Source organism: Klebsiella pneumoniae (assembly GCF_000742135.1).
GTDB lineage: Bacteria > Pseudomonadota > Gammaproteobacteria > Enterobacterales > Enterobacteriaceae > Klebsiella > Klebsiella pneumoniae.
Genome location: NZ_KN046818.1, coordinates 117,603 through 144,138, shown reverse-complemented (window position 1 = coordinate 144,138; position 26,536 = coordinate 117,603). Strand labels below are relative to the sequence as shown.

General features: G+C 58.2%; 30 protein-coding genes. 22 read left to right on the top strand and 8 right to left on the bottom strand.

From position 1 onward, the window contains the following. Nucleotides 1-264 precede the first annotated feature (264 nt). The 4 genes from ytfQ (at nt 265) to yjfF (ending at nt 4,868) form a co-directional block, all read left to right on the top strand. A complete protein-coding gene (gene ytfQ, locus DR88_RS24180) occupies nt 265-1,221 on the top strand; it encodes a galactofuranose ABC transporter, galactofuranose-binding protein YtfQ (protein ID WP_002886769.1) in 957 nt (318 codons plus the stop codon). Nucleotides 1,222-1,344: 123 nt separating this feature from the next. Further along, entirely contained in the window at nt 1,345-2,847 is a 1,503-nt protein-coding gene (gene ytfR / locus DR88_RS24185) for a galactofuranose ABC transporter, ATP-binding protein YtfR (RefSeq protein ID WP_004177669.1), read from the top strand. 10 nt (nt 2,848-2,857) lie between these two features. Continuing rightward, entirely contained in the window at nt 2,858-3,883 is a 1,026-nt protein-coding gene (gene ytfT / locus DR88_RS24190) for a galactofuranose ABC transporter, ATP-binding protein YtfT (RefSeq protein ID WP_004146758.1), read from the top strand. Further along, complete coding sequence (gene yjfF / locus DR88_RS24195; protein WP_004178367.1) at nt 3,870-4,868, top strand: galactofuranose ABC transporter, permease protein YjfF; 999 nt, start codon at nt 3,870-3,872, stop codon at nt 4,866-4,868. Before ytfT ends, yjfF begins: the two co-directional genes overlap by 14 nt. A gap of 42 nt (nt 4,869-4,910) precedes the next feature. Here yjfF and fbp read toward each other — a convergent pair whose 3' ends face one another. Continuing rightward, nucleotides 4,911-5,909 carry a class 1 fructose-bisphosphatase gene (gene fbp, locus DR88_RS24200; RefSeq protein WP_002886827.1) on the bottom strand — a complete coding sequence of 333 codons (999 nt, stop codon included), beginning with the start codon at nt 5,907-5,909 and terminating at the stop codon, nt 4,911-4,913. A gap of 175 nt (nt 5,910-6,084) precedes the next feature. Here fbp and mpl point away from each other — a divergent pair, with 175 nt between their 5' ends. Further along, nucleotides 6,085-7,458, top strand: a complete 1,374-nt coding sequence (gene mpl, locus DR88_RS24205) for a UDP-N-acetylmuramate:L-alanyl-gamma-D-glutamyl-meso-diaminopimelate ligase (RefSeq protein WP_004146760.1) — start codon at nt 6,085-6,087, stop codon at nt 7,456-7,458. Between the two features lie 68 nt (nt 7,459-7,526). Then, a complete protein-coding gene (locus DR88_RS24210) occupies nt 7,527-8,054 on the top strand; it encodes a GNAT family N-acetyltransferase (protein ID WP_025861380.1) in 528 nt (175 codons plus the stop codon). Between the two features lie 43 nt (nt 8,055-8,097). Here DR88_RS24210 and DR88_RS24215 read toward each other — a convergent pair whose 3' ends face one another. Next, entirely contained in the window at nt 8,098-9,306 is a 1,209-nt protein-coding gene (locus tag DR88_RS24215; RefSeq protein WP_004146761.1) for an aldose 1-epimerase family protein, read from the bottom strand. A 184-nt stretch (nt 9,307-9,490) separates the two neighbouring features. Between DR88_RS24215 and DR88_RS30220 the strand changes: the two genes are divergently transcribed. Further along, nucleotides 9,491-9,607 carry a hypothetical protein gene (locus DR88_RS30220; protein WP_032409181.1) on the top strand — a complete coding sequence of 39 codons (117 nt, stop codon included), beginning with the start codon at nt 9,491-9,493 and terminating at the stop codon, nt 9,605-9,607. A 328-nt stretch (nt 9,608-9,935) separates the two neighbouring features. Here the strand turns inward: DR88_RS30220 and yjgA are convergent, their stop codons facing one another. Then, nucleotides 9,936-10,487, bottom strand: coding sequence for a ribosome biogenesis factor YjgA (gene yjgA, locus DR88_RS24220; protein WP_004177664.1), 552 nt, complete (start codon nt 10,485-10,487; stop codon nt 9,936-9,938). 95 nt (nt 10,488-10,582) lie between these two features. Between yjgA and pmbA the strand changes: the two genes are divergently transcribed. After that, on the top strand, nt 10,583-11,935 hold the full coding sequence (gene pmbA / locus DR88_RS24225) for a metalloprotease PmbA (protein WP_032443773.1): 1,353 nt from the start codon (nt 10,583-10,585) through the stop codon (nt 11,933-11,935). Nucleotides 11,936-11,971: 36 nt separating this feature from the next. Continuing rightward, entirely contained in the window at nt 11,972-12,358 is a 387-nt protein-coding gene (cybC, locus tag DR88_RS24230) for a cytochrome b562 (RefSeq protein WP_025861377.1), read from the top strand. A gap of 54 nt (nt 12,359-12,412) precedes the next feature. On the opposite strand, the gene DR88_RS30215 is transcribed toward cybC, so the two are convergent. After that, nucleotides 12,413-12,544, bottom strand: a complete 132-nt coding sequence (locus DR88_RS30215) for a hypothetical protein (RefSeq protein ID WP_004146765.1) — start codon at nt 12,542-12,544, stop codon at nt 12,413-12,415. A gap of 103 nt (nt 12,545-12,647) precedes the next feature. Between DR88_RS30215 and DR88_RS24235 the strand changes: the two genes are divergently transcribed. The 12 genes from DR88_RS24235 (at nt 12,648) to DR88_RS24290 (ending at nt 21,943) form a co-directional block, all read left to right on the top strand. Beyond that, a complete protein-coding gene (locus DR88_RS24235) occupies nt 12,648-12,986 on the top strand; it encodes a PRD domain-containing protein (protein ID WP_002886894.1) in 339 nt (112 codons plus the stop codon). Nucleotides 12,987-12,996: 10 nt separating this feature from the next. After that, entirely contained in the window at nt 12,997-13,359 is a 363-nt protein-coding gene (locus DR88_RS24240) for an SFCGS family glycine-rich protein (RefSeq protein WP_002886895.1), read from the top strand. Between the two features lie 2 nt (nt 13,360-13,361). Next, a complete protein-coding gene (locus tag DR88_RS24245; protein ID WP_002886896.1) occupies nt 13,362-13,661 on the top strand; it encodes a DUF4312 family protein in 300 nt (99 codons plus the stop codon). Nucleotides 13,662-13,682: 21 nt separating this feature from the next. Continuing rightward, entirely contained in the window at nt 13,683-14,459 is a 777-nt protein-coding gene (locus DR88_RS24250; protein ID WP_002886897.1) for a DUF4311 domain-containing protein, read from the top strand. Nucleotides 14,460-14,472: 13 nt separating this feature from the next. After that, nucleotides 14,473-15,117 (top strand): DUF4310 family protein, encoded by a 645-nt coding sequence (locus DR88_RS24255; RefSeq protein ID WP_004152267.1) that lies wholly within the window; start codon nt 14,473-14,475, stop codon nt 15,115-15,117. Nucleotides 15,118-15,222: 105 nt separating this feature from the next. Beyond that, nucleotides 15,223-16,356: an amidohydrolase/deacetylase family metallohydrolase gene (locus tag DR88_RS24260; protein WP_004146771.1), complete on the top strand. Its 1,134-nt coding sequence runs from the start codon at nt 15,223-15,225 to the stop codon at nt 16,354-16,356. Beyond that, nucleotides 16,340-17,458, top strand: a complete 1,119-nt coding sequence (locus DR88_RS24265; RefSeq protein WP_032443772.1) for a DgaE family pyridoxal phosphate-dependent ammonia lyase — start codon at nt 16,340-16,342, stop codon at nt 17,456-17,458. The genes DR88_RS24260 and DR88_RS24265 overlap by 17 nt, the downstream gene beginning before the upstream one ends. Continuing rightward, nucleotides 17,455-18,195 (top strand): 2-dehydro-3-deoxy-phosphogluconate aldolase, encoded by a 741-nt coding sequence (gene dagF / locus DR88_RS24270; RefSeq protein WP_002886899.1) that lies wholly within the window; start codon nt 17,455-17,457, stop codon nt 18,193-18,195. Before DR88_RS24265 ends, dagF begins: the two co-directional genes overlap by 4 nt. 66 nt (nt 18,196-18,261) lie before the next feature. Then, nucleotides 18,262-19,416, top strand: coding sequence for a lactonase family protein (locus tag DR88_RS24275; RefSeq protein WP_004146773.1), 1,155 nt, complete (start codon nt 18,262-18,264; stop codon nt 19,414-19,416). A gap of 22 nt (nt 19,417-19,438) precedes the next feature. Further along, nucleotides 19,439-21,349, top strand: a complete 1,911-nt coding sequence (locus DR88_RS24280; RefSeq protein WP_004146774.1) for a BglG family transcription antiterminator — start codon at nt 19,439-19,441, stop codon at nt 21,347-21,349. Nucleotides 21,350-21,426: 77 nt separating this feature from the next. Beyond that, complete coding sequence (locus DR88_RS24285) at nt 21,427-21,669, top strand: type II toxin-antitoxin system RelB/DinJ family antitoxin (RefSeq protein ID WP_002886901.1); 243 nt, start codon at nt 21,427-21,429, stop codon at nt 21,667-21,669. After that, nucleotides 21,659-21,943, top strand: coding sequence for a type II toxin-antitoxin system RelE family toxin (locus DR88_RS24290; RefSeq protein ID WP_002886902.1), 285 nt, complete (start codon nt 21,659-21,661; stop codon nt 21,941-21,943). Before DR88_RS24285 ends, DR88_RS24290 begins: the two co-directional genes overlap by 11 nt. 3 nt (nt 21,944-21,946) lie before the next feature. Here DR88_RS24290 and nrdG read toward each other — a convergent pair whose 3' ends face one another. The 4 genes from nrdG to DR88_RS30210 form a co-directional block, all read right to left on the bottom strand. Next, on the bottom strand, nt 21,947-22,411 hold the full coding sequence (gene nrdG, locus DR88_RS24295; protein ID WP_004178375.1) for an anaerobic ribonucleoside-triphosphate reductase-activating protein: 465 nt from the start codon (nt 22,409-22,411) through the stop codon (nt 21,947-21,949). Nucleotides 22,412-22,652: 241 nt separating this feature from the next. Next, complete coding sequence (gene nrdD / locus DR88_RS24300) at nt 22,653-24,791, bottom strand: anaerobic ribonucleoside-triphosphate reductase (RefSeq protein ID WP_004186701.1); 2,139 nt, start codon at nt 24,789-24,791, stop codon at nt 22,653-22,655. A 356-nt stretch (nt 24,792-25,147) separates the two neighbouring features. Then, nucleotides 25,148-25,891 (bottom strand): MurR/RpiR family transcriptional regulator, encoded by a 744-nt coding sequence (locus DR88_RS24305; protein WP_002886905.1) that lies wholly within the window; start codon nt 25,889-25,891, stop codon nt 25,148-25,150. Nucleotides 25,892-25,893: 2 nt separating this feature from the next. Next, entirely contained in the window at nt 25,894-26,067 is a 174-nt protein-coding gene (locus tag DR88_RS30210) for a hypothetical protein (RefSeq protein WP_004146781.1), read from the bottom strand. Between the two features lie 84 nt (nt 26,068-26,151). Here DR88_RS30210 and DR88_RS24310 point away from each other — a divergent pair, with 84 nt between their 5' ends. Next, nucleotides 26,152-26,460, top strand: a complete 309-nt coding sequence (locus DR88_RS24310) for a PTS sugar transporter subunit IIB (protein ID WP_016947038.1) — start codon at nt 26,152-26,154, stop codon at nt 26,458-26,460. Nucleotides 26,461-26,536 lie beyond the last annotated feature (76 nt).

Genomic DNA, 26,536 nt, shown 5'->3' with positions numbered 1-26,536 from the left:
ACATAGCCACATCATGAATAAATTTATGTAACCGTTTTCATTGCATGTGATTGATTTATCATACTGCTTAAAAAAACGTCATAAACCGCAACAGCCGCGCTCCCTGTGAAGCCTTATCGGCTCTCCGCTGGGCAGTAGGGCCGACATTAACATCTCATTTACTTTTTTGAAGTGTGATGTAACGCATTCAGTTACATCACCGATTGTCTATAGTTTGTCCGCAGGTGAGACTTTAACCAACAATAACCCTACGAGGATACCCTTATGTGGAAGCGCTTACTTCTTGTCACAGCAGTTTCCGCAGCTATGTCGTCTATGGCGATAGCTGCCCCGCTAACCGTAGGTTTTTCGCAGGTCGGTTCTGAATCCGGCTGGCGTGCGGCGGAAACCAGCGTCGCGAAAGAGGAGGCCGCCAAGCGCGGTATCACCCTGAAGATCGCTGATGGTCAGCAAAAACAGGAAAACCAGATCAAAGCAGTGCGTTCCTTTATTGCTCAAGGGGTCGACGCGATCTTCATTGCGCCGGTGGTGGCCACCGGCTGGGAACCGGTGCTGAAAGAGGCGAAAGAGGCCAAGATCCCGGTTTTCCTCCTCGACCGTTCCATTGATGTTAAAGATAAAGATCTCTACATGACCACCGTGACCGCCAACAACGTGCTGGAAGGCCAGCTGATTGGCGACTGGCTGGTGAAAACCGTCGACGGTAAGCCGTGTAACGTCGTTGAACTGCAGGGCACCGTTGGGGCCAGCGTGGCCATCGATCGTAAGAAAGGCTTCGCCGACGCGATTGCCAAAGCGTCGAATATCAAAATTATCCGCTCCCAGTCCGGCGACTTCACCCGCAGTAAAGGGAAAGAGGTCATGGAGAGCTTTATCAAAGCTGAGAATAACGGCAAAAACATCTGCATGGTGTTCGCTCATAACGACGATATGGCCATCGGCGCCATCCAGGCCATTAAAGAAGCTGGTCTGAAGCCGGGCAAAGATATTCTGACCGGCTCCATCGACGGCGTGCCGGATATCTATAAAGCGATGATCGCTGGTGAAGCCAACGCCAGCGTCGAGCTGACGCCAAATATGGCCGGCCCGGCGTTTGATGCGCTGGAGAAATACAAAAAAGACGGCACCCTGCCGGAGAAGCTGACCATTACCAAATCGACGCTGTATCTGCCGGATACGGCGAAAGAAGAGTTAGAGAAGAAGAAAAATATGGGCTACTGAGTGGGGAGCCCCTCATTCCATCCCTCTCCCCGGTGGGAGAGGGTAAAAAGCAGCGTTCCAGAAACCCCGGGAAGCCCAGCGCGACCCGGGGTAACCTGACATCATTTGAAGGTGACATCGATTATGAGCGCCGAGGCACACCAGGAGATCCTTCGCACCGAAGGACTTAGTAAATTCTTCCCCGGCGTTAAGGCGCTGGATAACGTCAACTTTAGCCTGCGGCGCGGCGAAATCATGGCCCTGTTGGGCGAAAACGGCGCCGGAAAATCGACGCTGATCAAAGCGCTCACCGGCGTTTACCATGCCGATCGCGGCACTATCTGGCTGGAAGGCCAGGCTATTTCGCCCAAAAATACCGCCCATGCCCAGCAGCTGGGGATCGGCACCGTCTACCAGGAAGTGAACCTGCTGCCTAATATGTCGGTGGCGGATAACCTGTTCATCGGCCGTGAGCCGCGGCGGTTTGGTCTGCTGCGACGTAAAGAGATGGAGGCCAGGGCGACGGCGCTGATGGCCTCCTACGGCTTTTCCCTCGACGTGCGCGAGCCGCTGAACCGCTTTTCGGTGGCGATGCAGCAGATCGTCGCTATCTGTCGGGCCATCGACCTGTCGGCCAAGGTGCTGATTCTCGACGAGCCCACCGCCAGCCTCGATACCCAGGAGGTGGAGATGCTGTTCACCCTGATGCGCCAGCTCAGGGATAACGGCGTCAGCCTGATCTTCGTCACCCATTTTCTCGACCAGGTCTATGCGGTCAGCGACCGCATCACCGTGCTGCGTAACGGCACATTTGTGGGCTGCCGCGAGACCCGCGAGCTGCCGCAGATTGAGCTGGTGAAAATGATGCTGGGTCGCGAACTGGACCACAATGCCCTGCAGCGGGCGGGCCGTACCCTGCTGAGCGATAAACCGGTAGCGGCGTTTGAAGGCTACGGTAAAAAAGGAACCATCGCCCCGTTCGACCTGCAGGTCCGACCGGGCGAAATTGTAGGCCTCGCCGGCCTGCTGGGTTCCGGACGCACGGAAACCGCCGAGGTGATCTTCGGCATTAAAACGGCGGACAGCGGGAAGGCGTGGATCAAAGGCAAACCGCAGACTTTGCGCTCCCCGCATCAGGCGTCCTGCCTCGGGATCGGCTTCTGTCCGGAGGATCGCAAAACCGACGGCATTATCGCCGCTGCCTCGGTGCGGGAAAATATCGTTCTCGCCCTGCAGGCGCAGCGCGGCTGGCTGCGGCCGATCCCCCGCCGGGAGCAGAATGAGATCGCCGAGCGCTTTATTCGCCAGCTGGGGATCCGTACCCCGAGCGCCGAGCAGCCGATCGAGTTTCTCTCCGGCGGCAACCAGCAGAAGGTGCTGCTCTCCCGCTGGCTGCTGACCAAACCGCAGTTCCTGATCCTCGATGAGCCGACCCGCGGCATCGACGTCGGCGCCCATGCGGAAATTATTCGCCTGATTGAAACCCTCTGCGCCGATGGCCTGGCGCTGCTGGTTATCTCTTCTGAACTGGAGGAGCTGGTGGGTTACGCCGATCGGGTCATTATCCTGCGCGATCGCCGACAGGTAGCGGAGATCCCGCTCGCCGAGCTCTCTGTTCCGGCGATCATGAACGCTATTGCGGCATAAGGAGTAACCCATGATGCCTCGATCTCTTTCGCAAACCGGCCCGGAGAAGCGACGCTTCACCTGGCCGAAGGGCACCCCGCAGATTATTGCCCTGCTGCTGGTTCTGCTGGTAGACAGCCTGGTGGCGCCCCATTTTTATCTGGTGGTGCTCCAGGATGGCCGCCTGTTTGGCAGCCCGATCGATATTCTCAACCGCGCCGCGCCGGTGGCGCTGCTGGCGATTGGCATGACGCTGGTGATCGCCACCGGCGGCATCGACCTGTCGGTAGGGGCGGTGATGGCGATTGCTGGCGCGACGGCCGCCTCGATGACCGTCGCCGGGCACAGCCTGCCGGTGGTGCTGTTGGCCGCGCTGGCCGCGGGCGCGCTGGCCGGATTGTGGAACGGCATCCTCGTGGCGGTCCTTAAGATCCAGCCCTTTGTGGCAACGCTGATCCTGATGGTGGCCGGGCGCGGGGTGGCGCAGTTGATCACCGCCGGGCAGATCGTCACCTTTGATTCCCCGGCCCTGGCGTGGCTCGGCAGCGGATCGTTTCTGCTGTTTCCGACACCGGTGATCGTCGCCGCCGCTACGCTGCTGCTGTTCTGGCTGTTTACCCGTAAAACGGCGCTGGGCATGTTTATTGAGGCGGTAGGGATCAACATCCGCGCGGCGAAAAACGCCGGCGTCAATACCCGCATCGTGGTGATGCTGGCCTATGTCCTGAGCGGCGTCTGCGCGGCGATCGCCGGGATCATCGTGGCGGCGGACATTCGCGGCGCGGATGCCAATAACGCCGGGCTATGGCTTGAGCTGGACGCCATTCTGGCGGTGGTCATCGGCGGCGCCTCGCTGATGGGTGGGCGCTTTAACCTGCTGCTCTCGGTGGTGGGGGCGCTGATTATCCAGGGAATGAACACCGGGATTTTGCTCTCCGGCTTCCCGCCGGAGCTCAACCAGGTGGTGAAAGCGGTGGTGGTGCTGTGCGTACTGATTGTCCAGTCGCCGCGCTTTATCGGTTTACTGAAAGGGGTACGCGGCCATGATAAAACGTAATTTACCATTGATGATCACCCTTGCGGTGTTTGTGCTGGGCTACCTCTACTGCCTGACCCAGTTCCCCGGTTTTGCCTCAACGCGGGTGATCTGCAATATCCTGACGGATAATGCCTTCCTCGGGATCATCGCCGTGGGCATGACCTTCGTGATCCTCTCCGGCGGGATCGATCTGTCGGTGGGGTCGGTGATCGCCTTTACCGGCGTCTTCCTCGCCAAAGCAATTGGCTTTTGGGGAATCTCGCCGCTGGTGGCCTTTCCGCTGGTGCTGGTGATGGGCTGCGCCTTCGGCGCGTTTATGGGGCTGCTGATTGACGCCCTGAAGATCCCGGCCTTTATCATTACCCTCGCCGGCATGTTCTTCCTGCGCGGCGTGAGCTATCTGGTGTCAGAGGAGTCGATTCCGATTAACCACCCAGTGTACGACACCCTGTCCGGGCTGGCATGGACCATTCCCGGCGGCGGTCGTCTCAGCGCCATGGGACTGCTGATGCTGCTGGTGGTGGTGGCCGGTATTTTTGTCGCCCATCGCACCCGCTTTGGCAACCAGGTGTATGCCATCGGCGGCAACGCCATGTCGGCGAATCTGATGGGGATTTCGACTCGCAGCGCCACGATCCGTATCTATATGCTCTCCACCGGACTGGCGACGCTGGCCGGGATCGTCTTTTCCATTTATACCCAGGCGGGCTATGCGCTGGCGGGCGTCGGTGTCGAGCTGGATGCGATTGCCTCGGTGGTGATCGGCGGTACGCTGCTAAGCGGTGGCGTCGGTACCGTGCTGGGAACGCTATTCGGGGTGGCGATCCAGGGGCTGATTCAGACCTACATCAACTTCGACGGCACCCTCAGCTCATGGTGGACGAAAATTGCCATCGGCATTTTGCTGTTTATCTTTATCGCGCTGCAGCGTGGTCTGACCGTGCTGTGGGAAAATCGGCAAAATGCGGCGGTGACGCGGGTGAGCGGGGCGGGGAGTCGCTAAGAAATGCTCCTCCCGCAGGCGCGGGAGGAGCGGGCAGGGCGCTTAGGCGTCCGGGAACGCTTTAATAAAGTTCTCGACGTCTTCTACCATGTGGTTGTTGCCGACGAAGAAGGAGCGACGCTGATGCAGGCTTTCCGGGATAATATCCAGAATACGCTCTTTACCGTCGCTGGCCTTACCGCCCGCCTGTTCGGCGAGGAAGGCCATCGGGTTGCATTCATACAGCAGGCGCAGCTTGCCTTCCGGGTGGCTGGCGGTGCTCGGATAGAGATAGATGCCGCCTTTCAGCAGGTTGCGGTGGAAGTCCGCCACCAGCGAGCCGATATAGCGTGAGGTATAAGGACGCTGAGTCGCTTTGTCCTCTTCCTGACAGTACTTAATGTACTTCTTCACGCCCTGCGGGAATTTGATGTAGTTGCCTTCGTTGATGGAGTAGGTATTGCCCTTCTCCGGGAAGCGCATGCGCTCCTGGCATAGACAGAAGACGCCAAGGGACGGGTCGTAGGTGAAGGCGTGAACGCCGCAGCCGGTGGTATACACCAGCATCGTCGACGATCCGTAGACCACATAGCCCGCGGCCACCTGCTTGTTGCCCGGCTGCAGGAAGTCTTCTTCTGTCACCGGCGTGCCGACAGGCGTCACGCGACGGTAGATAGAGAAGATCGTACCGACAGAGACGTTAACGTCGATGTTAGAGGAGCCATCCAGAGGGTCCATCAGCACCACGTATTTGGCGTGTTCACACCCTTCGAAGACGACAATCTCATCTTCTTCTTCAGAGGCGATCCCGGCAACAATATCGCGTGCTCGCAGTGCGGCTTTTAATTTTTCATTAGCGAACAGATCGAGTTTTTGCTGAACCTCGCCCTGAACGTTTTCAGCACCGCTGGCACCCAGGATATCGACCAGACCGGCCTTGTTGATATCGCGGTGGATGATCTTGGCGCCCAACTTTATTGCTGACAACAAAGCAGTCAGCTCACCGGTGGCGTGGGAGAACTCGTGCTGCTTTTCAACAATAAACTCACCTAACGTTTTCATAACTCGTTCCCTGCATTTTTATGTTGAGTAAAACGAACGCAACAATCTTAACAAAGAATCAAAAAAGTGCGCACAGGTGAATCGCGCCAGCAAAATACAGATTCGCCTGAAATGCATTTCGCCAGGGCCCGGGATATGGGTAAAATGTGCCCCGGATAAGAAAAGGAAATGACGAATGCGCATTCATATTTTAGGAATCTGTGGCACGTTTATGGGGGGGCTGGCCATGCTGGCGCGCTCCCTCGGTCATGAGGTAACGGGGTCGGATGCTAACGTCTATCCGCCGATGAGCACCCTGCTGGAAAACCAGGGGATTGATTTAATTCAGGGCTATGACCCCAGCCAGCTGGAGCCCCGGCCGGACCTGGTGATCATCGGTAACGCCATGACTCGCGGCAACCCGTGCGTTGAAGCGGTGCTGGAAAATAATATTCCCTATATGTCCGGCCCGCAGTGGCTGCACGACTTCGTGCTGCGCGATCGCTGGGTGCTGGCCGTCGCCGGGACCCACGGCAAAACCACCACTGCCGGCATGGCGACCTGGATCCTTGAAGCCTGCGGCTATAAACCGGGGTTCGTGATTGGCGGCGTTCCGGGCAATTTCGACGTCTCCGCGCGCCTGGGCGACAGCCCGTTCTTCGTCATTGAAGCCGACGAATATGACTGCGCCTTCTTCGACAAGCGCTCCAAGTTTGTTCACTACTGCCCGCGGACGCTGATCCTCAACAACCTTGAGTTCGACCACGTGGACATCTTTGATGACCTGAAGGCGATTCAGAAACAGTTCCACCATCTGGTGCGCATCGTGCCGGGCAAAGGCAAAATTATCCTGCCGGAGAACGACATCAACCTGAAGCAGGTGATGGCGATGGGCTGCTGGAGCGAGCAGGAGCTGGTGGGCGAGCAGGGCCACTGGCAGGCGAAAAAACTGAACGCCGACGCCTCGCAGTGGGAAGTCTTACTCGACGGCGAAAAGGTCGGCGAAGTGAAGTGGGCGCTGGTCGGCGAGCATAATATGCATAACGGCCTGATGGCGATTGCCGCGGCGCGTCACGTCGGCGTGCTGCCGGCGGATGCCGCGAACGCGCTGGGCAGCTTTATCAACGCCCGCCGTCGCCTGGAGCTGCGGGGCGAAGCCAACGGCGTCACCGTGTATGACGATTTCGCCCATCATCCGACGGCAATCCTCGCCACGCTGCAGGCGCTGCGCGGTAAAGTAGGCGGTACCGCGCGCATTCTCGCCGTGCTGGAGCCGCGCTCTAACACCATGAAAATGGGCGTCTGCAAGGACGATCTGGCGCCGTCTCTCGGCCGCGCCGATGAAGTGTTCCTCCTGCAGCCGCAGCATATTCCGTGGCAGGTGGCGGAAGTGGCGGAAGCCTGCGTCCAGCCGGCCCACTGGAGCGCCGACGTCGATACCCTGGCGGAGATGGTGGTCAAAACCGCCCACCCGGGCGACCATATCCTGGTGATGAGCAACGGCGGCTTCGGCGGTATTCATCAGAAGCTGCTGGATAAGCTGGCGCAAAAAGCGGCCGCGGCTGAATAAGCGCGTACGCCTCCGGTCACTGCCCTCCGCGTGAGGGCAGTTTTATTTTAGCTACCAGGAATTGTGTGATGCTGACCTGCGAAAGCGTACGTTCTACCGACTCGCCCCATTTCGCCATGCTGGACGCGCTTTACGCGCGCGCCTTTCCGTGGCACGAGCAGCGCGAAAGCGAGGCCAAACGTCAGGCGCTGAGCCACCCGCGCTACGCGCTGGAAGCATGGTTCGATGAAGGCGTCTTTGTCGGCCTCAGCGGCTGCTGGCAGTTTGCCGGCTACGGTTATATCGAACATCTGGCGATCGACGACACGCTGCGCTCCCGCGGCTATGGTAAACAGCTGCTGGCGCCGATCCTGACGCGCGCCCCGCTGACCATTCTGGAAATCGATCCGCTAACCACGGCCATCGCCCATAAACGGCTGCGCTTTTATCAGTCGATGGGGTTCCATGCTAATCCCTGGGCGCATCGTCATCCGACCTATCATCAGGGCATTGCGGATCATGAGCTGCTGGTGCTCAGCTATCCACAGCCGATCGGTGAGCGGCAGTATCAGCAGTTTGCCCGGGATCTCGGGCACGAGGTGATGGGGCGGGAGTAGCCCGGCTCGGCGTACCGCTCCGGGCATTCGACTGGCGGCGCTGTTACTCTTTGGCGATCGGCGTCTCGTTCTCCGCGACTTTGTTATCGCCCTGAATCTGCGCGATTTTCTGCTCAACGGCGGCTACCTGGGCGCTATCGTGCAGCAGGGTGTAGGTTAGATCAAACTGCGCGCTGGCGCCCGGCTGCAGCTGCTTCACGCGTTTTTGCTCGCGTTCAATGGTCACCGGATAGGCGTAGCTGGTCCCCGGCTCGATACCGGTGACGTAGCCCTGCTTGACGGTATCGGTGTTTTTCCACAGCGTCAGGACCGGCAGCTGACGGGTATCAAATTGAATAGAGGCCCCTTTATCGCCCGCTTTGTTGACCACCGCGGCCAGGGTCTGGTGATTTTCATCGGCCAGGGGCTGAATATTAAATACCATCTCGTCAAAATCTTTGGTCGGTCCCTGATAAGTTTGCCAGGTTTTTAACCCGCTCTTCGCGTAATCATTGAACGGGCTGATGCTGGATATCGGGGCGAGGAAACGCGCGCCTTCTTCGAGGATCGGGGTGCCGAAGTTGCTGTGGTAGATGATCTGATAATCATGCGGATAGTCGGCATGGTTGGTTAAGACGTCATGTAAGCTGAAGCTGTTGCTGCCCGGGACGTAGCGCAGTTCGGTCAGGGTCTGCAGATCGGCTTTTTTAAAGGTGCTCTCTTTCACCAGCCCGCGGATGCGGATTTCATACGGCGCGCTGTCGGCCACCTCCACCTCCACCAGAGAGGCCGGCGTGTTGCCCGCCTTGCCGTGTAGGGTATAAATTTGCCCGTCCGCGGTCACCGGATGGCCGGTCCATTCATAGCCGCAGCGGACCATCATCTCGTTGAATCCTTCCAGCCAGCCGAGGCCATTGCGGCTTTCCAGATTGATAAACGCCGGGTTGACGACCTCTTTAACCGGCGAATCCCAGCCCATCCGGCTGCCGAAACCCTCAATACGCAGTAAGTTCATGCCGCGTGTCGGGCTCAAGGTAATGGTCAGGCCGTCTTTACTGTGAATGGTAAGGATTTTGCTGCCTTCCTGCTTACCGCCGTGCAGGGCTTTCTGCTCAATGCTGAACGCATGATCTTTCACCTTCAGCTGATCGCTGTTGATCTGCCAGTTTCCTTTATCTATCCCCTCTTCAGCGTTCGTCAGCACCCATGTTTTTGCCACGGCCGAGCCGGAAACCAGCAGGGCGATCGTCGTCAGAACCAATGTCTTTTTCATTTTTATTCCCTTTTTGCTGAATCGATTGTGTCATTGACGTGTGAAATCTACCGGCATGGGGGTGATTAAAATGTGAAGCGCCTCACCTGGTGAGAAAATGGCCGATTTGCTAAGGCTAAATGGGATGGAAGTCGTATTATTTTGCTAAGTAATACGTATTTATCACCAGGATATGTGATCTATATTGTTTTCAGATTTAACGATTCAGCTTGATAAGTCAGGCTATAAACAAACGCATCGTTGTGCGGATGAGGGGACTCAGGCGATGCGACGGGAATCCCCCTGCTGGCGCAAGCCTTAGAGCTGGGGTGACGGTAGGCCGGATAAGGCGTAGCCGCCATCCGGCACAACGACGGGAACGGAGTCTGGTACAGCTTGCCCGGCGGCGCTGCGCTTGCGCGGGCCTACGGTGTGAGTAACCGTTTGATATACAGGGCTCTGTAGGCCGGATAAGGCGTAGCCGCCATCCGGCACAATGACGGGAACGGAGTCTGGTACAGCTTGCCCGGCGGCGCTGCGCTTGCGCGGGCCTACGGTGTTGAGTAACCGTTTGATATAGGGAACCGTAGCCCGGATAAGGCGCAGCGCGCCGCCATCCGGGAGACTATTGCGGGCAAAAACAGGGGGACTTAGCCTTCGTTTTCCGCCAGTTCACGCAGATACTGGAAGATCAGGCGCGCCGATTTCGGCGGCTTGTTGCCTTCTTTCTCTTTCTTCGCATTGCGGATCAGCGAACGCAGCTGCTGACGGTCAGCATCTGGCCACAGGTTCAGCACTTCAGCGACGGCGTCATCCCCGTCGTCAATCAGTCGGTCGCGGATCTGCTCCAGCTTGTGGAACAGCGCAACCTGCTGGTTGTGACGGTTTTTCAGCTTGTCCAGCGCCTGACGAATCGGATCGACATCGCGGTTGCGCAGCATCTTGCCGATAAGCTGCAGCTGGCGGCGGCGACCCTCTTTTTTGATTCGCTGGGCGAGTTCGATGGCGTCGCGCAGGTCGGTATCCAGCGGAATTTTATCCAGCGCGTTTTTCCCCAGGTCAACGAGTTCCGCGCCAAGACGCTTCAGTTCTTCCGCGTCGCGCTTAATTTCACTCTTACTGACCCAGATGATTTCATCATCTTCATCTTCAACGTCATCACCGGGCACGTCGTCGAGCCAGTCTTCGGGCTGCTTTGTCATCTCAGGCTCCTTAAAAAAAGAGGCTAATGTTACCAGTTAAGGCGCGCACTGAAAAACGGTTCTCTGTTAGACTTCAGTTAACTCCTTCTTACATTATGGCATTAGCAATGAAAGTCATCTCTCAAGTTGCACAGCAGCGTAAGACGCTGGAAGAAGCCGTTACCACGGCACTGGAACTGGCGGCAGGTAAATCTGATGGTGCGGAAGTTTCCGTCAGCAAAACCACGGGCATCGGCGTCAGCACCCGCTATGGCGAAGTGGAGAATGTAGAATTCAACAGCGATGGGGCATTAGGCATCACGGTTTACCATCAGAACCGCAAGGGCAGCGCCTCCTCCACCGATCTTAGCCCGGACGCTATCGCCCGCACCGTGCAGGCGGCGCTGGATATCGCCCGCTATACCTCCCCGGACCCGTTTGCCGGCGTAGCCGATAAAGATCTGCTGGCCTTTGACGCCCCGGATCTGGACCTGTTCCACCCGGCGGAGGTCTCCCCGGACGACGCCATCGAACTGGCCGCCCGCGCGGAGCAAGCGGCCCTGAAGGCCGATAAACGCATCACCAACACCGAAGGCGGCAGCTTTAACAGCCACTACGGCATTAAAGTGTTCGGCAACAGCCATGGCATGCTGCAGAGCTACTGCTCGACTCGCCACTCCCTCTCCAGCTGCGTCATTGCGGAAGATGACGGCGATATGGAGCGCGACTACGCCTACACCATTGGCCGGGCGATCGAGGATCTGCAGTCCCCGGAATGGGTCGGGGAAGAGTGCGCCCGCCGCACCCTGTCGCGCCTGGCGCCGCGTAAGCTGTCGACCATGAAGGCGCCGGTCATTTTCGCCAACGAAGTGGCGACCGGGTTGTTTGGTCACCTGGTCGGAGCGATTGCCGGCGGCGCGGTCTACCGTAAATTGACCTTCCTGCTCGATTCGCTGGGCAAACAAATTTTGCCGGAGTGGCTGACCATTGAAGAGCATCCGCACCTGCTGAAAGGGCTGGCCTCCACGCCGTTCGACAGCGAAGGCGTGCGCACCGAACGTCGCGATATCGTCAAAGACGGCGTGCTGACCCAGTGGCTGCTGACCAATTACTCAGCGCGCAAGCTGGGGATGAAAAGCACCGGCCACGCCGGGGGCATCCACAACTGGCGCATTAACGGCCGCGGCCTGAGTTTTGCAAAGATGCTTAAAGAGATGGGCACCGGTCTTGTGGTTACCGAACTGATGGGGCAGGGTGTCAGTGGCGTCACCGGCGACTACTCACGCGGCGCATCCGGCTTCTGGGTAGAAAACGGCGAAATTCAATATCCTGTCAGTGAGATCACCATTGCAGGAAATCTGAAAGAAATGTGGCGTAATATCGTGACCATTGGCGATGATATTGAAACGCGCAGCAACATTCAGTGCGGTTCTGTGCTGCTGCCGGAGATGAAAATCGCCGGGCAATAACACCTGTTTGCTTAAATAATAAAAAGGAAGTGAGCAATGCGTAAAAAACTGTTAGCGATGCTGGCTGTCTCTGCTTTTGCGCTCGGTTCAGCGTCGGCCTTCGCCGACCTGGGCGAAGACATGGACACTCTGGCAGAAAACCTGCAAGTGGTACAGAAGACCTCCGACGCCGGCGAGCTGAAAGCGGCGCTGAATAAGATGCGTACCGCCGCGGTCGATGCTCAGAAAGAGATCCCGCCGAAGCTGGAAGGCAAAGCGGCCGACAGCGCTGAGATGAAAGATTACCGTCACGGTCTGGATATTCTGATCGGCCAGATCGACGGTGCGCTGAAGCTGGCGAACGAAGGCAAGGTGAAAGAGGCGCAGGCCGCCGCGGAGGAGTTTAAAACCACCCGCAACACCTATCATAAGAAGTACCGCTAACCGTTCTTTTCGGGAGGCATCAGCCGATGCCTCCCACCTGAAAGCCTACTGATATCACATTTTTCCACTCTCTTTTTCCGGCCTTTCCGCTGCCGCGGGCGCCTTGTCCATGCTCATTGTTGTGATACATCTCACGCCATAGCCGTCGTTTTTACCTTTTCCCTGTGAATATGTGGGGTCGATCACCCCTGCCGCCTCCCTTTCCACTTCGAAGTGGAAAACAACTCGCTACAAACTCCTGACCCCCGGCGCTACCTTGATTTCCAGAGACATCAGCGGGGTAACACAAGTGAATAACGGAGCGGTAATAAACGACGTAGGGGAGCAGGCGGCGCAGACCGAACGCCTGGCTGACAAGATGTTACAGCAGGTATTCGCCCTGTTAAGCCGTCACGACATCGTCCCTAACGACGTTCAGGAGCAAATGCTGACTTCCCACGTGCGGGCCATGGCCCACCGGTCAATCAGCGGCGAACCGCTACCGGAAGTGGATGCCAGTCTGTTCGAAGAAATTTCTGAAGATTCAATGATGCTGGCCCGCGAAGTGGTCGCACAGTTCGGCAACCTGCCTGATGAAGAGGCCTGGCTGCTCTCCGTCCACTTCGAAGTCGCGAAAGATAACCTGTAAGGAGCAAAACATGGAACAAATCACCGTAGTCATTGGCGACCGTCTGGGTAAAGGCCAAAAAGTCGCCGCAGGCGCTGAAAAAGCGGGCGCACGTGCTGTGGTCGTCCCTGGCGTTGCGGCCGACATGAAGCTTGGCGACATAATGAAAGCGGAAAACGCCACCTTCGGCATCTCCTTCTGCGGCAGCGGCGGCGCTGGCGCCATCACCGCCCAGACCAAATACGGCTACAAAGCAAAATATGGCATGCGCTCTATTGATGAGGGCGTCACCGCTATCAACGAAGGCTGCAACGTGCTGGGCTTCGGCTTTATGGATAAAGAAGAGCTGGGCGAGCGGCTGGTAGAAGCCTGGAAAAAGAAATACGGCGCATAAGTATGAAAGAGCAATTCACCACCACGGTGAGGGTTGCCGGCAAAGGCGAAAGCAAATCACGGGCCTTCGCCGATGCCCTGAACCATGTGCAGGCTGCGGTGATGAAATCATCCTCGCGCATCCTACTGCGTATTGAGCCACAGGACGTGACGGTTGTTCATGCGCGCGAAGCGGTACGAAAAGAGGCGTTTCTGTTCTTCTTTTTGCGCCGTGAACGACGGACCTACAGCGTGGAGCTGGACGTCACCGTCAACGTGACCGCCATCGATCTCGATAAAGTGGATTTCGTCACGCAAACCTGATTGTTAGCATAAGGTCTGACTATGTTCCTGATAATTTTAATAAAATCGCTTATCATCGGCGGCCTGGTCGGCGTCGGCGTGGGCGCCGGAGCGGCACGCATGTTTCATGCCCCCACCACGCAGGGGATGGGGGCGTTTCGAACCCTGGGCGAGCTGAATTCCTGTGAGGGCGATCCGGCCTCCCACTTCTCCTTTGGCCTTGGCTTCTTCTTTAACGCCTGGGCCTCTTCCGTTGCAGCAGGCTCCTTCACCCAGGATGTTGACCACCGCATTATCCCCAACTGGGGCGCGGCGGCGCTGATGCTGAAAAATCGTAACGTCGGCGAAACGCTGCACGATCCGAAAAAAATGGCCATCTCCTGCGGCATCATCGGCATGATCGTCGTCGCCTTCCTCAACCTGACCGCCTCGTCCGTACCGGAAGCGCTGCAGGTCACCGCCGTTAAGGTGCTGGTGCCGGCGGCAAACCTGCTGGTGAACACCGTGATGCCGGTGATCTTCTGGCTGGCGGCGATCGATGCCGGTAAAAAATCAGGCTTCTGGGCGACGATTTTCGGCGGCGCCGCGCAGCTGATTATGGGTAACGCCGTACCGGGTCTGGTGCTGGGGATCCTGATCGGTAAAGGCGTCGAAGAGAGCGGCTGGAACCGGGTGACTAAAGTGATGATGGTGGCCATCGTCGCGCTGTTTGTCCTCAGCGGCTTCTTCCGCGGCTTCGACATGAAGATGATCGAATCCTTCCATCTGACCGTGCCGAACTGGCTGGACATGATCCACAACTCACTCAGCGGCAAGTAACGGGAGCCGGATAATGGAACAGAATAAAGGTTTTTGGTATGCCGACTGGTCGTTCCCGATCTTTGTTGGCCTGCTCTCCTCCGGCGTCTTCGCCGGGACCCACATGTACTACCTGTACGGCATCGGCGCCTTTAACGAAGTGGCCTTCGTGGCGATGCTGAAGTCGGGGATTGATACCGGCGTTTACGGCGCGGTGGCGGCGTTTGGCGCCAGCTTCCTGTTCGCCCGCATCATCGAAGGGTCGCTGGTAGGGATCCTCGATATCGGCGGCGCGATACAGACCGGTATCGGTCTTGGCGTGCCGGCGCTGCTGCTCGGCGCGGGCTTTGTCTTCCCGGTGGCGAACTTCGCCGCGTCGCTGGTCACCGGCCTGGTCCTCGGCCTGGCGGTGGGCTACATCATCATTCTGGCGCGTAAGTTCACCATCAACCAGAGCGATTCCACCTACGGCGCCGACGTGATGATGGGGGCCGGTAACGCCTCCGGCCGCTTCCTCGGTCCCTTGATCATCCTCAGCGCAATGACCGCCTCGATTCCTATCGGGATTGGCTCGCTGGTTGGCGCACTGCTGTTCTACATCTGGCAGAAACCGATCACCGGCGGCGCCATCCTCGGGGCGATGATCCTCGGTTCCATCTTCCCGGTGGCGATTAGCTAAGCGCCCGATGGCGCTGCGCTTATCGGGCCTACAAGCCAGCGCGGTTTGTAGGCCGGATAAGGCGGTACGCCGCCATCCGTACACTCTTTTCATCAGGAGATAGCTATGTTTGATTTACTCCTGCGCCGCGCGCGCCTCGTCGACGATACCCTGACTGATATCGCCATTCAGGACGGGAAAATCGCGGCGCTGGGCGAGATTAGCGCGCCCTCCCGTAAAACCATTGAGCTGAACGGCAAGGTTTACGTCAGCGCTGGCTGGATTGACTCTCACGTTCACTGCTACCCGAATTCACCGATTTATCACGATGAGCCGGATAGCGTCGGCATCGCCACCGGCGTCACCACCGTGATCGATGCCGGCAGCACCGGCGCCGACGACGTCGATGACTTCTATCAACTGACCCGTAAAGCGGCGACGGAAGTTTATGCGCTGCTCAACATCTCCCGCGTCGGGCTGATTGCGCAGAATGAGCTGGCCAATATGGCCAATATCGACGCCGCCGCGGTGAAGCAGGCGGTGCAGCGTCATCCCGACTTTATCGTCGGCCTGAAGGCGCGGATGAGCAGCAGCGTGGTGGGCGAAAACGGCATTACGCCGCTGGCGCGCGCCAAGGCCATTCAGCAGGAAAACGACGATCTGCCGCTGATGGTGCACATCGGCAATAACCCGCCGAACCTCGATGAAATCGCCGATCTGCTGAGCAGCGGCGACATCATTACCCACTGCTATAACGGCAAGCCGAACCGCATTCTGAATCCTGCCGGCGAGCTGCGCAGCTCTATTACTCGCGCTCTGCAGCGCGGCGTGCGTCTCGATGTCGGCCATGGCACCGCCAGCTTCAGCTTTGAGGTGGCGCGGCGGGCGATTGCGCTGGGCATTCTGCCGCACACCATTAGCTCCGATATTTACTGCCGCAACCGGATCGACGGCCCAGTGCGCTCGCTGGCGCTGGTGATGTCGAAATTCCTCGCCATCGGCATGACGCTGCCGCAGGTGATTGACTGCGTGACCGTCAGCGCCGCCGAAGGGCTGCGCCTGTCGCGTAAAGGGCGGCTGGAAGTGGGCTTCGACGCCGATTTAACGCTATTTCGCCTGGAGCACCGGCCCACGCTGCTGGTGGATGCCGAAAAAGAGAGCCTGCAGGCTGACAACATTCTGGTGCCGCTGGCCGCGATCCGCGCGGGCAAAGGCTATCTGACCGAACAAGGGAGCGCGGGACATGCCTTCGATTTTTGAGAAATACCATTTAAAACAGGTGATTAATACTTCTGGCCGGATGACGGCGCTGGGCGTTTCCACACCGCGCCCGGAAGTGGTTGAAGCCGCGATGGCCGGTATGAACCAGTACTTTGAAATGAAAGACCTGGTGAATAAAACCGGCGAGTACATCGCCAAACTGTTGGATGTGGAAGGGGCGACCGTTGTCTCCTGCGCGTCGGCGGGGATTGCCCAGTCGGTAGCGGCGGTGCTGGTGAAAGACAGCGACTGGCTGCTGGAGAACCTGCACGTTACGCCGATTGAAAATAACGAAATCGTGTTGCCGAAGGGCCACAACGTCAACTTCGGCGCGCCGGTTGGCACCATGGTGGCGTTGGGCGGCGGTAAGCTGGTGGAAGCGGGCTACGCCAACGAATGTTCTGCCCAGCAGCTGGCGGCTGCGATCACTCCGCGCACCGCGGCGATTCTGTACATCAAATCCCACCACTGCGTGCAGAAAAGCATGCTCAACGTCGCGCAGGCCGCGGAAGTGGCGCGCCAGCATAACTTGCCGCTGATCGTCGATGCGGCGGCGGAAGAAGATCTGCAGTGCTACTACCGCATGGGCGCCGACCTGGTTATCTACAGCGGCGCGAAAGCGATTGAAGGGCCGACCAGCGGGCTGGTGATCGGCAAAACGCAGTACGTCGAGTGGGTTAAGCGCCAGTCGATGGGCATTGGCCGGGCGATGAAAGTGGGTAAAGAGGGCATTCTCGGCCTGACCTGCGCCATTGAACACTACCTGACGGCGAGCAAAGAGAGCGGTCAGCAGATGGTGGACAAGATGACGCCGTTTATCGAACAGCTCAATACTCTCAACGGCGTGACCGCGCGGGTGGTGTGGGACAGCGCGGGCCGCGATATCGCCCGCGCCGAAATTAAATTTGATGAAGTCACGACCGGCGTGAAGACCGGCGATCTGGTTAACGCGCTGAAGCAGGGCGAATACGCCATCTACTTCCGCGGCTATAAAGCGAATGAAGGCATTATCGAAGCCGATGTCCGCAGCGTAAACGCCCAGCAGCTGGAGGTGGTCGCTCGCCGCATCGCAGAAGTTCTGAATAAGGAGAAACAAGCATGAAACTGACCCCAAACTTTTACCGTGACCGCGTGTGCCTGAACGTCCTGGCGGGCAGCAAAGACAACGCCCGTGAAATTTACGACGCGGCGGAAGGTCACGTCCTGGTCGGCGTGCTCTCCAAAAACTATCCGGACGTCGCCAGCGCGGTGGCCGATATGCGCGACTACGCGAAGCTGATCGATAATGCGCTCTCCGTCGGGCTGGGGGCAGGCGATCCAAACCAGTCGGCGATGGTGAGCGAGATTTCTCGCCAGGTGCAGCCGCAGCACGTCAACCAGGTCTTCACCGGCGTGGCTACCAGCCGCGCGCTGCTCGGGCAGAACGAGACGGTGGTCAACGGCCTGGTCTCTCCCACCGGTACGCCGGGAATGGTGAAGATCTCCACCGGCCCGCTGAGCAGCGGCGCGGCGGATGGCATTGTGCCGCTGGAAACCGCCATCGCGCTGCTGAAAGACATGGGCGGCAGCTCCATCAAATACTTCCCGATGGGCGGCCTGAAGCACCGCGCCGAGTTTGAAGCCGTCGCCAAAGCCTGCGCCGCGCACGATTTCTGGCTCGAGCCGACCGGCGGTATCGATCTGGAAAACTACAGCGAGATCCTGAAAATCGCCCTCGATGCCGGGGTAAGCAAAATCATCCCGCATATTTACAGCTCGATTATCGATAAAGCCAGCGGTAACACCCGCCCGGCCGATGTTCGCCAGCTGCTGGAGATGACCAAACAGTTAGTGAAGTAGTGCCCTTGTCCCTCACCCTCAAAGGGTGAGGAGCAGCTTATCCCACTGAACCATCAAGGAGTTGCTATGCCTGTCGCTCGTCATCTGCTTGTCGCTTCACTGTCCCTGTTTGCCGCCGCCGCGGGCGCCGCGCAAACCCACTATGCCTGGGTAGGCACCTATAACCCCAATGGCGAAGGTCTGTATCGCTTTACCGTCGATGCCAAAACCGGCGCCCTGCGCGATAAGACGCTGGTGAGCTCGTTGCCGAACGTCGCGCAGTTAACCGTGTCGCGCGATGGCAAAACGCTGTATGCCGCCAGTGAGGTCGAAAAAGGCGTGGTGCAGGCGTGGCGCATTGAAAAGAACGGCGAGCTGACCGCGCTCAATCAGGTCGCCTCCGGCGGCGCCGGGCCGGTGTATCTCTCCCTGACGCCGGACGGTAAGCATCTGCTGGTGGCTAACTATGTCAGCGGCAGTATCGCCGTGCTACCGATGCAAGAAGATGGTAGCCTGGCTGAGGCGGTGGACAGGCATCAGGATGAAGGCCCGGCAGGCGCCGAACGCCCGGCGGCGGCCGTCGAGGGCAGCTTCGCCATCAGCGATCACAACGGCCCGCATGCCCATATGATCGCCGCCGATCCCAGCGGGAAATACGTTTACTCTACCGATCTGGGGCTGGATCGGATCTATCAGTACCGGCTGGATAGCGCCAGCGGCAAGCTAACGCCGAACGATCCGCCGTTTATCGCCGCCTCGTCGCCGGGAGCCGGCCCGCGCCACTTCGTCTTTACGCCACAGGGCGACGGCCTGTGGCTGATTAATGAGGAAGCGTCGACGCTGACCTTCTATCATCTGGATAAGCAAAGCGGCCTGCTGCGTGAAGGCAAAACTGTCTCCGCGCTGCCGGAAGGGTATAAAGGCACCAGCTTTGCCGCCGGACTTGTGTTGAGCAACGATGGCAAACAGCTATATGTCGCCAACCGCCTGCATAACAGCATTGCCCACTTCACGGTGCTGGCCGACGGCAGCCTGAGTCACCAGGAAGATATCTGGACGCGTGGCGATTATCCCCGCACCCTGACGCTGGATAATCAGGGGCAGTGGCTGTACGTCATGAACCAGCGTAGCGATAATATTACCCGCTTCAGCGTGGCGCCGAAGGATGGCAAATTAACCTTTGCCTCCGACTATACGCCGGTCGGTAGCCCATCGCAGATGGTGATATCCGCCCAACCCTGAGCCGTAATTACAAGGAACTGACATGCGATTTCCCAACCAACGCTTAGCGCAACTCTTCACCCTGCTGCGGAATGAAACGCTGCCGCAGGATGAGCTGGCGCAACGCCTGTCGGTTTCCACCCGTACCGTGCGCGCCGATATTACCGCCCTGAATACGCTGCTGGCGCAATATGGCGCGCAGTTTATCCTTAACCGCGGCAGCGGTTATCAGCTGAAGATAGATAATCCGACGAGTTTCCAGGCGCTGGAGGAGACCGCGCCGAAGGCGCAGCACGTGCCGCGTACCGCCCAGGATCGCATCACGTTTCTGCTGGTGCGTTTCCTGACGTCGGCGTTCTCTATCAAGCTGGAAGATCTGGCGGATGAGTGGTTCGTCAGCCGCGCCACGTTGCAAAATGACATGGTTGAGGTGCGCGAGCGCTTCCAGCGCTATCAGCTGACTCTTGAAACCCGCCCGCGCCACGGCATGAAGCTGTTCGGCAGCGAGGTGTCAATTCGCGCCTGCCTGACCGACCTGCTGTGGGAGCTGACCCAGCAAGGCGATATCGCGCCGCCGATCGGCGCCGAGGCCTTTGCGGCGGAGGTGCCAGCGCTGCTGGAGCCGGTGCTGCAGGAGACGCTCACGCGGCATCATATTCGCCTCACCGACGCCGGCGAGCGCTTTGTCTGCCTGTATGGCGCGGTGGTGGTGCGCCGCGTCAGCGAAGGCTACCCGCTGGCCGATTTCAGCGCTGAAGATGTGGCGCAGAACGTCCGCGACGCCGCGCGCGAGCTGACGGGCGAGCTGCAGCGGCTGGCCGGGAAACCTTTATCGCCCGCCGAAGAAGAGTGGCTATGCGTGCATATCGCGGCCCGTCAGGTGCAGGATGTCGATCCGGAAACTATCAGCGCCGACGATGATGAAGCGCTGGTCAATTACATCCTGCGCTACATCAACAGCCAGTATAATTACAATCTGCTGGACGACGCCCAGCTGCATGCCGATCTGCTGACCCACATTAAAACCATGATCACCCGGGTGCGCTACCAGATCATGATCCCCAATCCGCTGCTGGATAACATCAAACAGCACTACCCGATGGCCTGGGATATGACCCTGGCCGCGGTCTCCAGCTGGGGGAAATATACTCCGTACACCATCAGCGAAAACGAAATCGGCTTTCTGGTACTGCATATCGGCGTTGGGCTGGAGCGCCACTACAACATCGGCTACCAGCGTCAGCCGCAGGTGCTGCTGGTGTGCGATACCAGCAATGCGATGGTACGGATGATCGAGGCGATCCTGCAGCGTAAATATCCGCAGCTGGAGATCGCCGCTACCATCTCCCAGCGCGAGTACGAACAGCGGGACGCGATCGAGGCGGATTTCGTTATCTCAACGGTGCGGATCGGCGAAAAAGACAAGCCGGTAGTGACCATCGCGCCGTTCCCCACCGACTATCAGCTGGATCAAATCGGCAAGCTGGTGCTGGTGGACCGTACCCGTCCGTGGATGCTGAATAAATACTTCGATGCCGCCCACTTCCGGGTGGTGGATAAGCCGATGGATCAGCAAACGCTGTTCGCCGAGCTGTGCCAGCAGCTGCTGGAGGAAGGCTTTGTCGATGCGGAGTTTCATGCTTCGGTGGTGGAACGTGAAGCGATCGTCAGCACCATGTTGGGGGATTGCATTGCGCTGCCGCACTCCCTGGGGCTGCTGGCGAAAAAGACGGTGGTTTATACCGTTATCGCCCCGCAGGGCATCGCCTGGGGCGACGAAACCGCCCATCTCATCTTCCTGCTCGCTATCAGCAAGCGCGAGTATGAAGAGGTGATGGCGATCTACGATATTTTCGTGACTTTCCTGCGCGAGCGCGCCATGAGTCGCCTCGCCGCGACCCGCAGCTTCGATGAGTTTAAAACGGTGGCGATGGAGTGCGTCAGCCGGTTTTGAGAGGCGTTTTCCAGATTCGAGTGTAATTCAAATGTAATGCTATACTGCATTACAAAATTCCCCTTTCCGGAGGCATAATGGCCACGCTCAATGTTCGACTGGACGATAAACTCAAAAAAGAGGCTTATGCCGTGCTGGAGAAACTCGATATGACACCAACGGAGGCGGTACGCCTGCTGTTTCAATACATTGCGGAAAATGGCCGCATGCCGGTGAAAAGTATGACCATCAGTGATGGCGAAGCGGCGTTATTACGCACCGTTCGCGAACGGCTGGAAAACCCACGGCCGGGGGTTAAGGTGAGTCTGGATGACCTATGAACTGGAGTTTGATCCACGAGCCTGGCGCGAATGGCAGAAGCCTGGCGAGACGGTCAAAAAACAGTTCAAAAATAAGCTCCAGCAGATTGTGCAGAATCCGCGAATTGAGTCGGCCAGGCTGAGCGATTTACCGGATTGCTACAAAATCAAGCTTAAGGCGTCAGGTTATCGGTTGGTGTATCAAGTACGAGATAGTGTGGTGGTGGTTTACGTTATTGCCATTGGCAAAAGAGAGAAAGCGGCCGTTTATCATCAGGCGAATAAACGGCTCTAAACGCTATCGCAAATGATGTACGACCTGGTTGCTGCTGCCGCGCCAGATCAGCGCCGGATCTTTCAAATCCTGCACAAACTTACCGTCAACCAGCACGTTAATCAGGTTCACCACCTGCATTTGCGCCTCATTCAGCTCATCAAGTTTATAGCCGGTCCAGACCCAGATATCTTTGCCGGGGCATTCGGCGCGCACGCGCTGAACCAGCTTTAAAATATCCGCGACGTTCTGCGGATGCAGCGGATCGCCGCCGGAGAGCGAAAGCCCCTGGCGTTTGATGCGGGTGTCGTTGAGGTCGGCGATGATACGGTCGGCCATCTCAGCGGTAAACGGCATACCGGAGTTCACCCGCCAGGTGCTTTTGTTGTAGCAGCCGGGGCACTCGTGGACGCAGCCGGAGACAAACAGGGTGCAGCGTGTGCCGGGGCCGTTGACAATATCTACCGGGTAGTACTGATGGTAATTCATTTTTCGCTTCTCAATTAACGCCATAGCCGCGTTGGCTGCGCTCGCTCACCCCAGTCACGTACTGAATGTACGCTCCTGGGGATTCCTTCGTTTGCCGCCTTGCTCTGACGTTAATTGCTTTGCGAAAACGAAGGAGTGCGGCCATTTCCTGGCGTCGCTGCGCTCGGCCGGGCTACAACAGTGGTAGTGGTAGCCCGGATAAGGCGCTGCGCGCCGCTATCCGGGAAAAGCGCATTGGTCTTTAACCAATCTGCCCATTGCCCAGGTGCTTCACGCGGCGCTTCACTTCTTCCTGCTTGCCGGCGTTGAACGGCCGCGCGTCCGGGCTGCCGAGATAACCGCACACCCGGCGGGTAACGGAAACGCGGGCGGCGTCGTGGTTACCGCATTTCGGGCAGGTAAAGCCCTTGCTGGTGCACTCGAACTCGCCGGTAAAACCGCACTCGTAGCACTCATCGATCGGCGTATTGGTCCCGTAGTACGGCACGTGCTGATAGCTGTAATCCCACACGTCTTCCAGCGCCTTGAGGTTATGCTGGATATTCGGGTACTCGCCGTAGCAAATGAACCCCCCGTTGGCCAGCGGCGGGTACGGCGCTTCGAAATCGATCTTATCGTACGGGTTGACCTTCTTCTCCACGTCGAGGTGGAAGCTGTTGGTGTAGTAACCTTTGTCGGTTACCCCTTCCACCACGCCAAACTCGGCGGTGTCGAGACGGCAGAAGCGATCGCACAGGTTTTCGCTCGGCGTGCTGTACAGGCTAAAGCCGTAGCCGGTTTCTTCCTTCCACAAATCGACAGCGTCGCGCAGGCGCTGGACGATGGCCACGCCTTTCTCACGCAGCGCCTCGCTGTCGTACATATGCTGGTTGCCGTACAGCGCATTGATGGTTTCATGGATACCGATATAGCCCAGAGAAATGGACGCGCGGCCGTTTTTGAAGATCTCGGAGACGTCGTCGTCGGCTTTCAGCCGCACGCCGCAGGCGCCTTCCATATACAGGATCGGCGCCACGCGAGCCTTCACTCCTTCCAGACGGGCGATACGGGTCATCAGCGCTTTACGCGCCAGCTGCAGGCGCTCGTCCAGCAGCGCCCAGAAGGCGGCTTCATCGCCTTTCGCTTCCAGGGCGATGCGCGGCAGGTTGAGACTGATCACGCCGAGGTTATTGCGTCCATCATGCACCTGCTCGCCGTTCTCGTTTTCCCATACCCCGAGGAAGCTGCGGCAGCCCATCGGCGTTTTAAACGACCCGGTGACTTTCACCACCTGATCGTAGTTGAGGATATCCGGGTACATGCGCTTGCTGGCGCACTCCAGCGCCAGCTGTTTGATGTCGTAGTTCGGGTCACCGAACTTATGGTTCAGGCCGTCGCGGATCGCGAACACCAGTTTCGGGAACACCGCGGTTTTGCGATTTTTACCGAGGCCGGCAATGCGGTTGCGCAGAATCGACTGCTGGATCAGCCGCGATTCCCAGCTGGTGCCAAGGCCGAATCCGAAGGTGACGAACGGCGTCTGGCCGTTGGCGGTATGCAGTGTGTTAACCTCATACTCCAGCGACTGGAAGGCGTCGTAACACTCTTTTTCGGTACGGGCGCGGGCATAGCCTTCGGCATCCGGGATCTGCCACTCTTCGGCGATTTTGCGATGCTTTTTGAAGCTTTCGCTGACGAACGGCGCCAGCACTTCATCGATGCGGTTGATGGTGGTGCCGCCGTAAATATGGCTGGCGACCTGGGCGATGATCTGCGCCGTCACCGCGGTGGCGGTAGAGATAGACTTCGGCGGCTCGATCTCCGCGTTGCCCATCTTAAAGCCCTGGGTCAGCATGCCTTTCAGGTCGATCAGCATGCAGTTGAACATCGGGAAGAAGGGCGAGTAATCGAGGTCATGATAGTGGATCATGCCGCGTTCGTGAGCCATCACCACATCGTGGGGCAGCAGGTGCTGCCGGGCGTAGTGCTTGGCGACGATCCCAGCCAGCAGGTCGCGCTGGGTCGGGATGACTTTACTGTCCTTGTTGGCGTTTTCGTTGAGCAGCGCGGAGTTGGTCTGCTCGACGAGGCCGCGGATCTCCTGATTGAGACGGCCGCGCTTCTCACGCTGGCTATCGCGGTCATGGCGATACTCAATGTAGGCGCGCGCCAGCTGCTTATAGGGGCCGGACATCAGCTGGTTTTCCACCGCGGTCTGGATCTCGTTGATGTCGACCTGGGCGCGGCCCTGCATTTGTTGGCTAACGACTTCTGCGACGGTGGCGCAATAGTCTGCGTCATCGACTCCCGCTGCTTTAGCTGCACGCAGAATTGCTTCCTGAATGCGCTCTGAGTTGAACGGCACTTTACAGCCATCACGTTTCATCACATGCGGTGTCATGATCACTCCATATATAGAACAGGTTATCCACAGAGGCGGAGGTTATCCCGAAGGCGCTGCACGCTACGGCTCGTGCTGTTTACCTTCGGATCCGGCCCGTTTTATCCACATCTCATCACCGCCAGACATCGACAAGATATGGTGACATAATAGACGATTAATACAACATGTTGGGCCGAGGCGCATTTTAAGTTCTATATGTAGTGATTTGCATCAAAGATGTTTGCGATTTTATTGACACAGAACAAGGTAAAAAGGTGAGAGTACGGATGATGGGCGCTGGCGATAAATGTAAATTTAGGCGCTTAAAATATAAGCAAAAATCGAGCCCGTTCACGCATGAAACGGGCAAATATTCAGGCAATCAACGTATCGTTAAGCAGATCGACCAGCAGTAGCAGGGCATAGCGAGCCTGCTGCGGGTCAGCGGGCAGCGGCAGGATGGCGCTGGCCATATCGCCAAGGGCGTGCTGTTCCGGCGTCAGAGCAATAATGGTCACTCCCTGCGTACGCGCCTGCAAAGTGGCGCTTTGCAACACAGGGTTGGCCTCGGCAGTGGCCAGCACCAGCAGCAGATGATCGTCATTGAGGGTGCTGGCGGTCAGCCGCATCAGCGCCGCATCCTGGCAGAGATTAATCGCGATGCCGGAGGGCAGTAGCTGATGCTGGAGCAGCGCGGCCAGCGTCACGTCCTGGGCGCCAAGGGCGAAGCAGTGTACCGCACGGGCGCTCAGCAGGCGCGATTTACACTTTTCCACCGCCGCTTCTGCGGTATGGCCTAGCTGACGAGTTAGGGTAACGCCAAGGCTGCTAAGTTTGTCGCGCCAGGCGACGGGCAGGGCGGCGCTGTCCGGCGTAAGCCAGCTGGCGCGCCTTTCGCTGGCCTGCGCCAGCTGTTTACGCAGATCACGAATATCATCGCAGCCCACCGAGCGGGCGAAGCGGGTAATGGTGGCAGGGCTGACCCCCGCGCTGGCTGCCAGCTCGTCAATAGAGGCGCTGGCGGTAAAGCTTAGATTTTGTAGAATAAAGGTGGCGACGCGCGACTCCTGGGCACTAAAGCGGCGCATTCCTTCCTGCAGCTGACCTACGATATCCATCCTCATGTTCCCTTTGGCAAAACCCGCATTTGAAAATATTTTTCAATTATCGACTGTCTCTCTTTATAGCACCCACGCCGCATATTTCCTATGGTCAGAGCAGTAAAGGGTGACGCCCTGGCGATAAAAATGCGTAAAAATTGAGCCTCGATCACATCGGTGAAAATTATTTTCATATAGCCTTCACTATCACACAATCTTAACAATATAGTCGTCCAGGCCCTGAGGGCTGAAGCGATAACACGTAAAGGGGAAGCGCAATGCCACGAATCGTACTCTGTTGTGCCGCAGGCATGTCGACCAGCATGCTGGTGAACAAAATGAAAGCAGAAGCCCAGCAGCGTGCGCTGGCGCTGGAAATCTATGCGGTGGCGGTGGCGGAATTTGAACGCGAATTGCCAAACGCCGACGTCATCCTGCTCGGGCCGCAGGTTAAATATGAAGCCGGACGGCTGGCCGCGCTGGCCGCGCCGCAGGGCAAGGCGGTGGCGGTGATCGATATGGCTGACTACGGCATGATGCGCGGCGCTGCGGTGTTGGATAAAGCGCTAGCCCTGCTCGAACACTAATTTTCTCTTCCCGTTTTTCATCATCATCACGTGCGGTCCTGGCGATCGCGCGCGGCGCTCTGTATGCCGAAAATCC

Bases quoted from the DNA above. Each gene is read 5' to 3' on its own strand.
- mpl (WP_004146760.1), top strand. From the start codon at position 6,085: ATGCGCATTCATATTTTAGGAATCTGTGGCACGTTTATGGGGGGGCTG.
- fbp (WP_002886827.1), bottom strand. From the start codon at position 5,909: ATGAAAACGTTAGGTGAGTTTATTGTTGAAAAGCAGCACGAGTTCTCC.
- nrdG (WP_004178375.1), bottom strand. From the start codon at position 22,411: ATGAATTACCATCAGTACTACCCGGTAGATATTGTCAACGGCCCCGGC.
- DR88_RS24255 (WP_004152267.1), top strand. From the start codon at position 14,473: ATGGAACAGAATAAAGGTTTTTGGTATGCCGACTGGTCGTTCCCGATC.
- DR88_RS24265 (WP_032443772.1), top strand. From the start codon at position 16,340: ATGCCTTCGATTTTTGAGAAATACCATTTAAAACAGGTGATTAATACT.
- DR88_RS24310 (WP_016947038.1), top strand. From the start codon at position 26,152: ATGCCACGAATCGTACTCTGTTGTGCCGCAGGCATGTCGACCAGCATG.
- DR88_RS24210 (WP_025861380.1), top strand. From the start codon at position 7,527: ATGCTGACCTGCGAAAGCGTACGTTCTACCGACTCGCCCCATTTCGCC.
- DR88_RS24305 (WP_002886905.1), bottom strand. From the start codon at position 25,891: ATGGATATCGTAGGTCAGCTGCAGGAAGGAATGCGCCGCTTTAGTGCC.
- DR88_RS24275 (WP_004146773.1), top strand. From the start codon at position 18,262: ATGCCTGTCGCTCGTCATCTGCTTGTCGCTTCACTGTCCCTGTTTGCC.
- DR88_RS24285 (WP_002886901.1), top strand. From the start codon at position 21,427: ATGGCCACGCTCAATGTTCGACTGGACGATAAACTCAAAAAAGAGGCT.
- dagF (WP_002886899.1), top strand. From the start codon at position 17,455: ATGAAACTGACCCCAAACTTTTACCGTGACCGCGTGTGCCTGAACGTC.
- DR88_RS24240 (WP_002886895.1), top strand. From the start codon at position 12,997: ATGGAACAAATCACCGTAGTCATTGGCGACCGTCTGGGTAAAGGCCAA.
- pmbA (WP_032443773.1), top strand. From the start codon at position 10,583: ATGGCATTAGCAATGAAAGTCATCTCTCAAGTTGCACAGCAGCGTAAG.
- ytfT (WP_004146758.1), top strand. From the start codon at position 2,858: ATGATGCCTCGATCTCTTTCGCAAACCGGCCCGGAGAAGCGACGCTTC.
- yjfF (WP_004178367.1), top strand. From the start codon at position 3,870: ATGATAAAACGTAATTTACCATTGATGATCACCCTTGCGGTGTTTGTG.
- cybC (WP_025861377.1), top strand. From the start codon at position 11,972: ATGCGTAAAAAACTGTTAGCGATGCTGGCTGTCTCTGCTTTTGCGCTC.
- DR88_RS24245 (WP_002886896.1), top strand. From the start codon at position 13,362: ATGAAAGAGCAATTCACCACCACGGTGAGGGTTGCCGGCAAAGGCGAA.
- DR88_RS24260 (WP_004146771.1), top strand. From the start codon at position 15,223: ATGTTTGATTTACTCCTGCGCCGCGCGCGCCTCGTCGACGATACCCTG.
- DR88_RS24290 (WP_002886902.1), top strand. From the start codon at position 21,659: ATGACCTATGAACTGGAGTTTGATCCACGAGCCTGGCGCGAATGGCAG.
- DR88_RS30210 (WP_004146781.1), bottom strand. From the start codon at position 26,067: ATGAAAATAATTTTCACCGATGTGATCGAGGCTCAATTTTTACGCATT.
- ytfQ (WP_002886769.1), top strand. From the start codon at position 265: ATGTGGAAGCGCTTACTTCTTGTCACAGCAGTTTCCGCAGCTATGTCG.
- DR88_RS24280 (WP_004146774.1), top strand. From the start codon at position 19,439: ATGCGATTTCCCAACCAACGCTTAGCGCAACTCTTCACCCTGCTGCGG.
- DR88_RS24215 (WP_004146761.1), bottom strand. From the start codon at position 9,306: ATGAAAAAGACATTGGTTCTGACGACGATCGCCCTGCTGGTTTCCGGC.
- ytfR (WP_004177669.1), top strand. From the start codon at position 1,345: ATGAGCGCCGAGGCACACCAGGAGATCCTTCGCACCGAAGGACTTAGT.
- yjgA (WP_004177664.1), bottom strand. From the start codon at position 10,487: ATGACAAAGCAGCCCGAAGACTGGCTCGACGACGTGCCCGGTGATGAC.
- DR88_RS24250 (WP_002886897.1), top strand. From the start codon at position 13,683: ATGTTCCTGATAATTTTAATAAAATCGCTTATCATCGGCGGCCTGGTC.
- nrdD (WP_004186701.1), bottom strand. From the start codon at position 24,791: ATGACACCGCATGTGATGAAACGTGATGGCTGTAAAGTGCCGTTCAAC.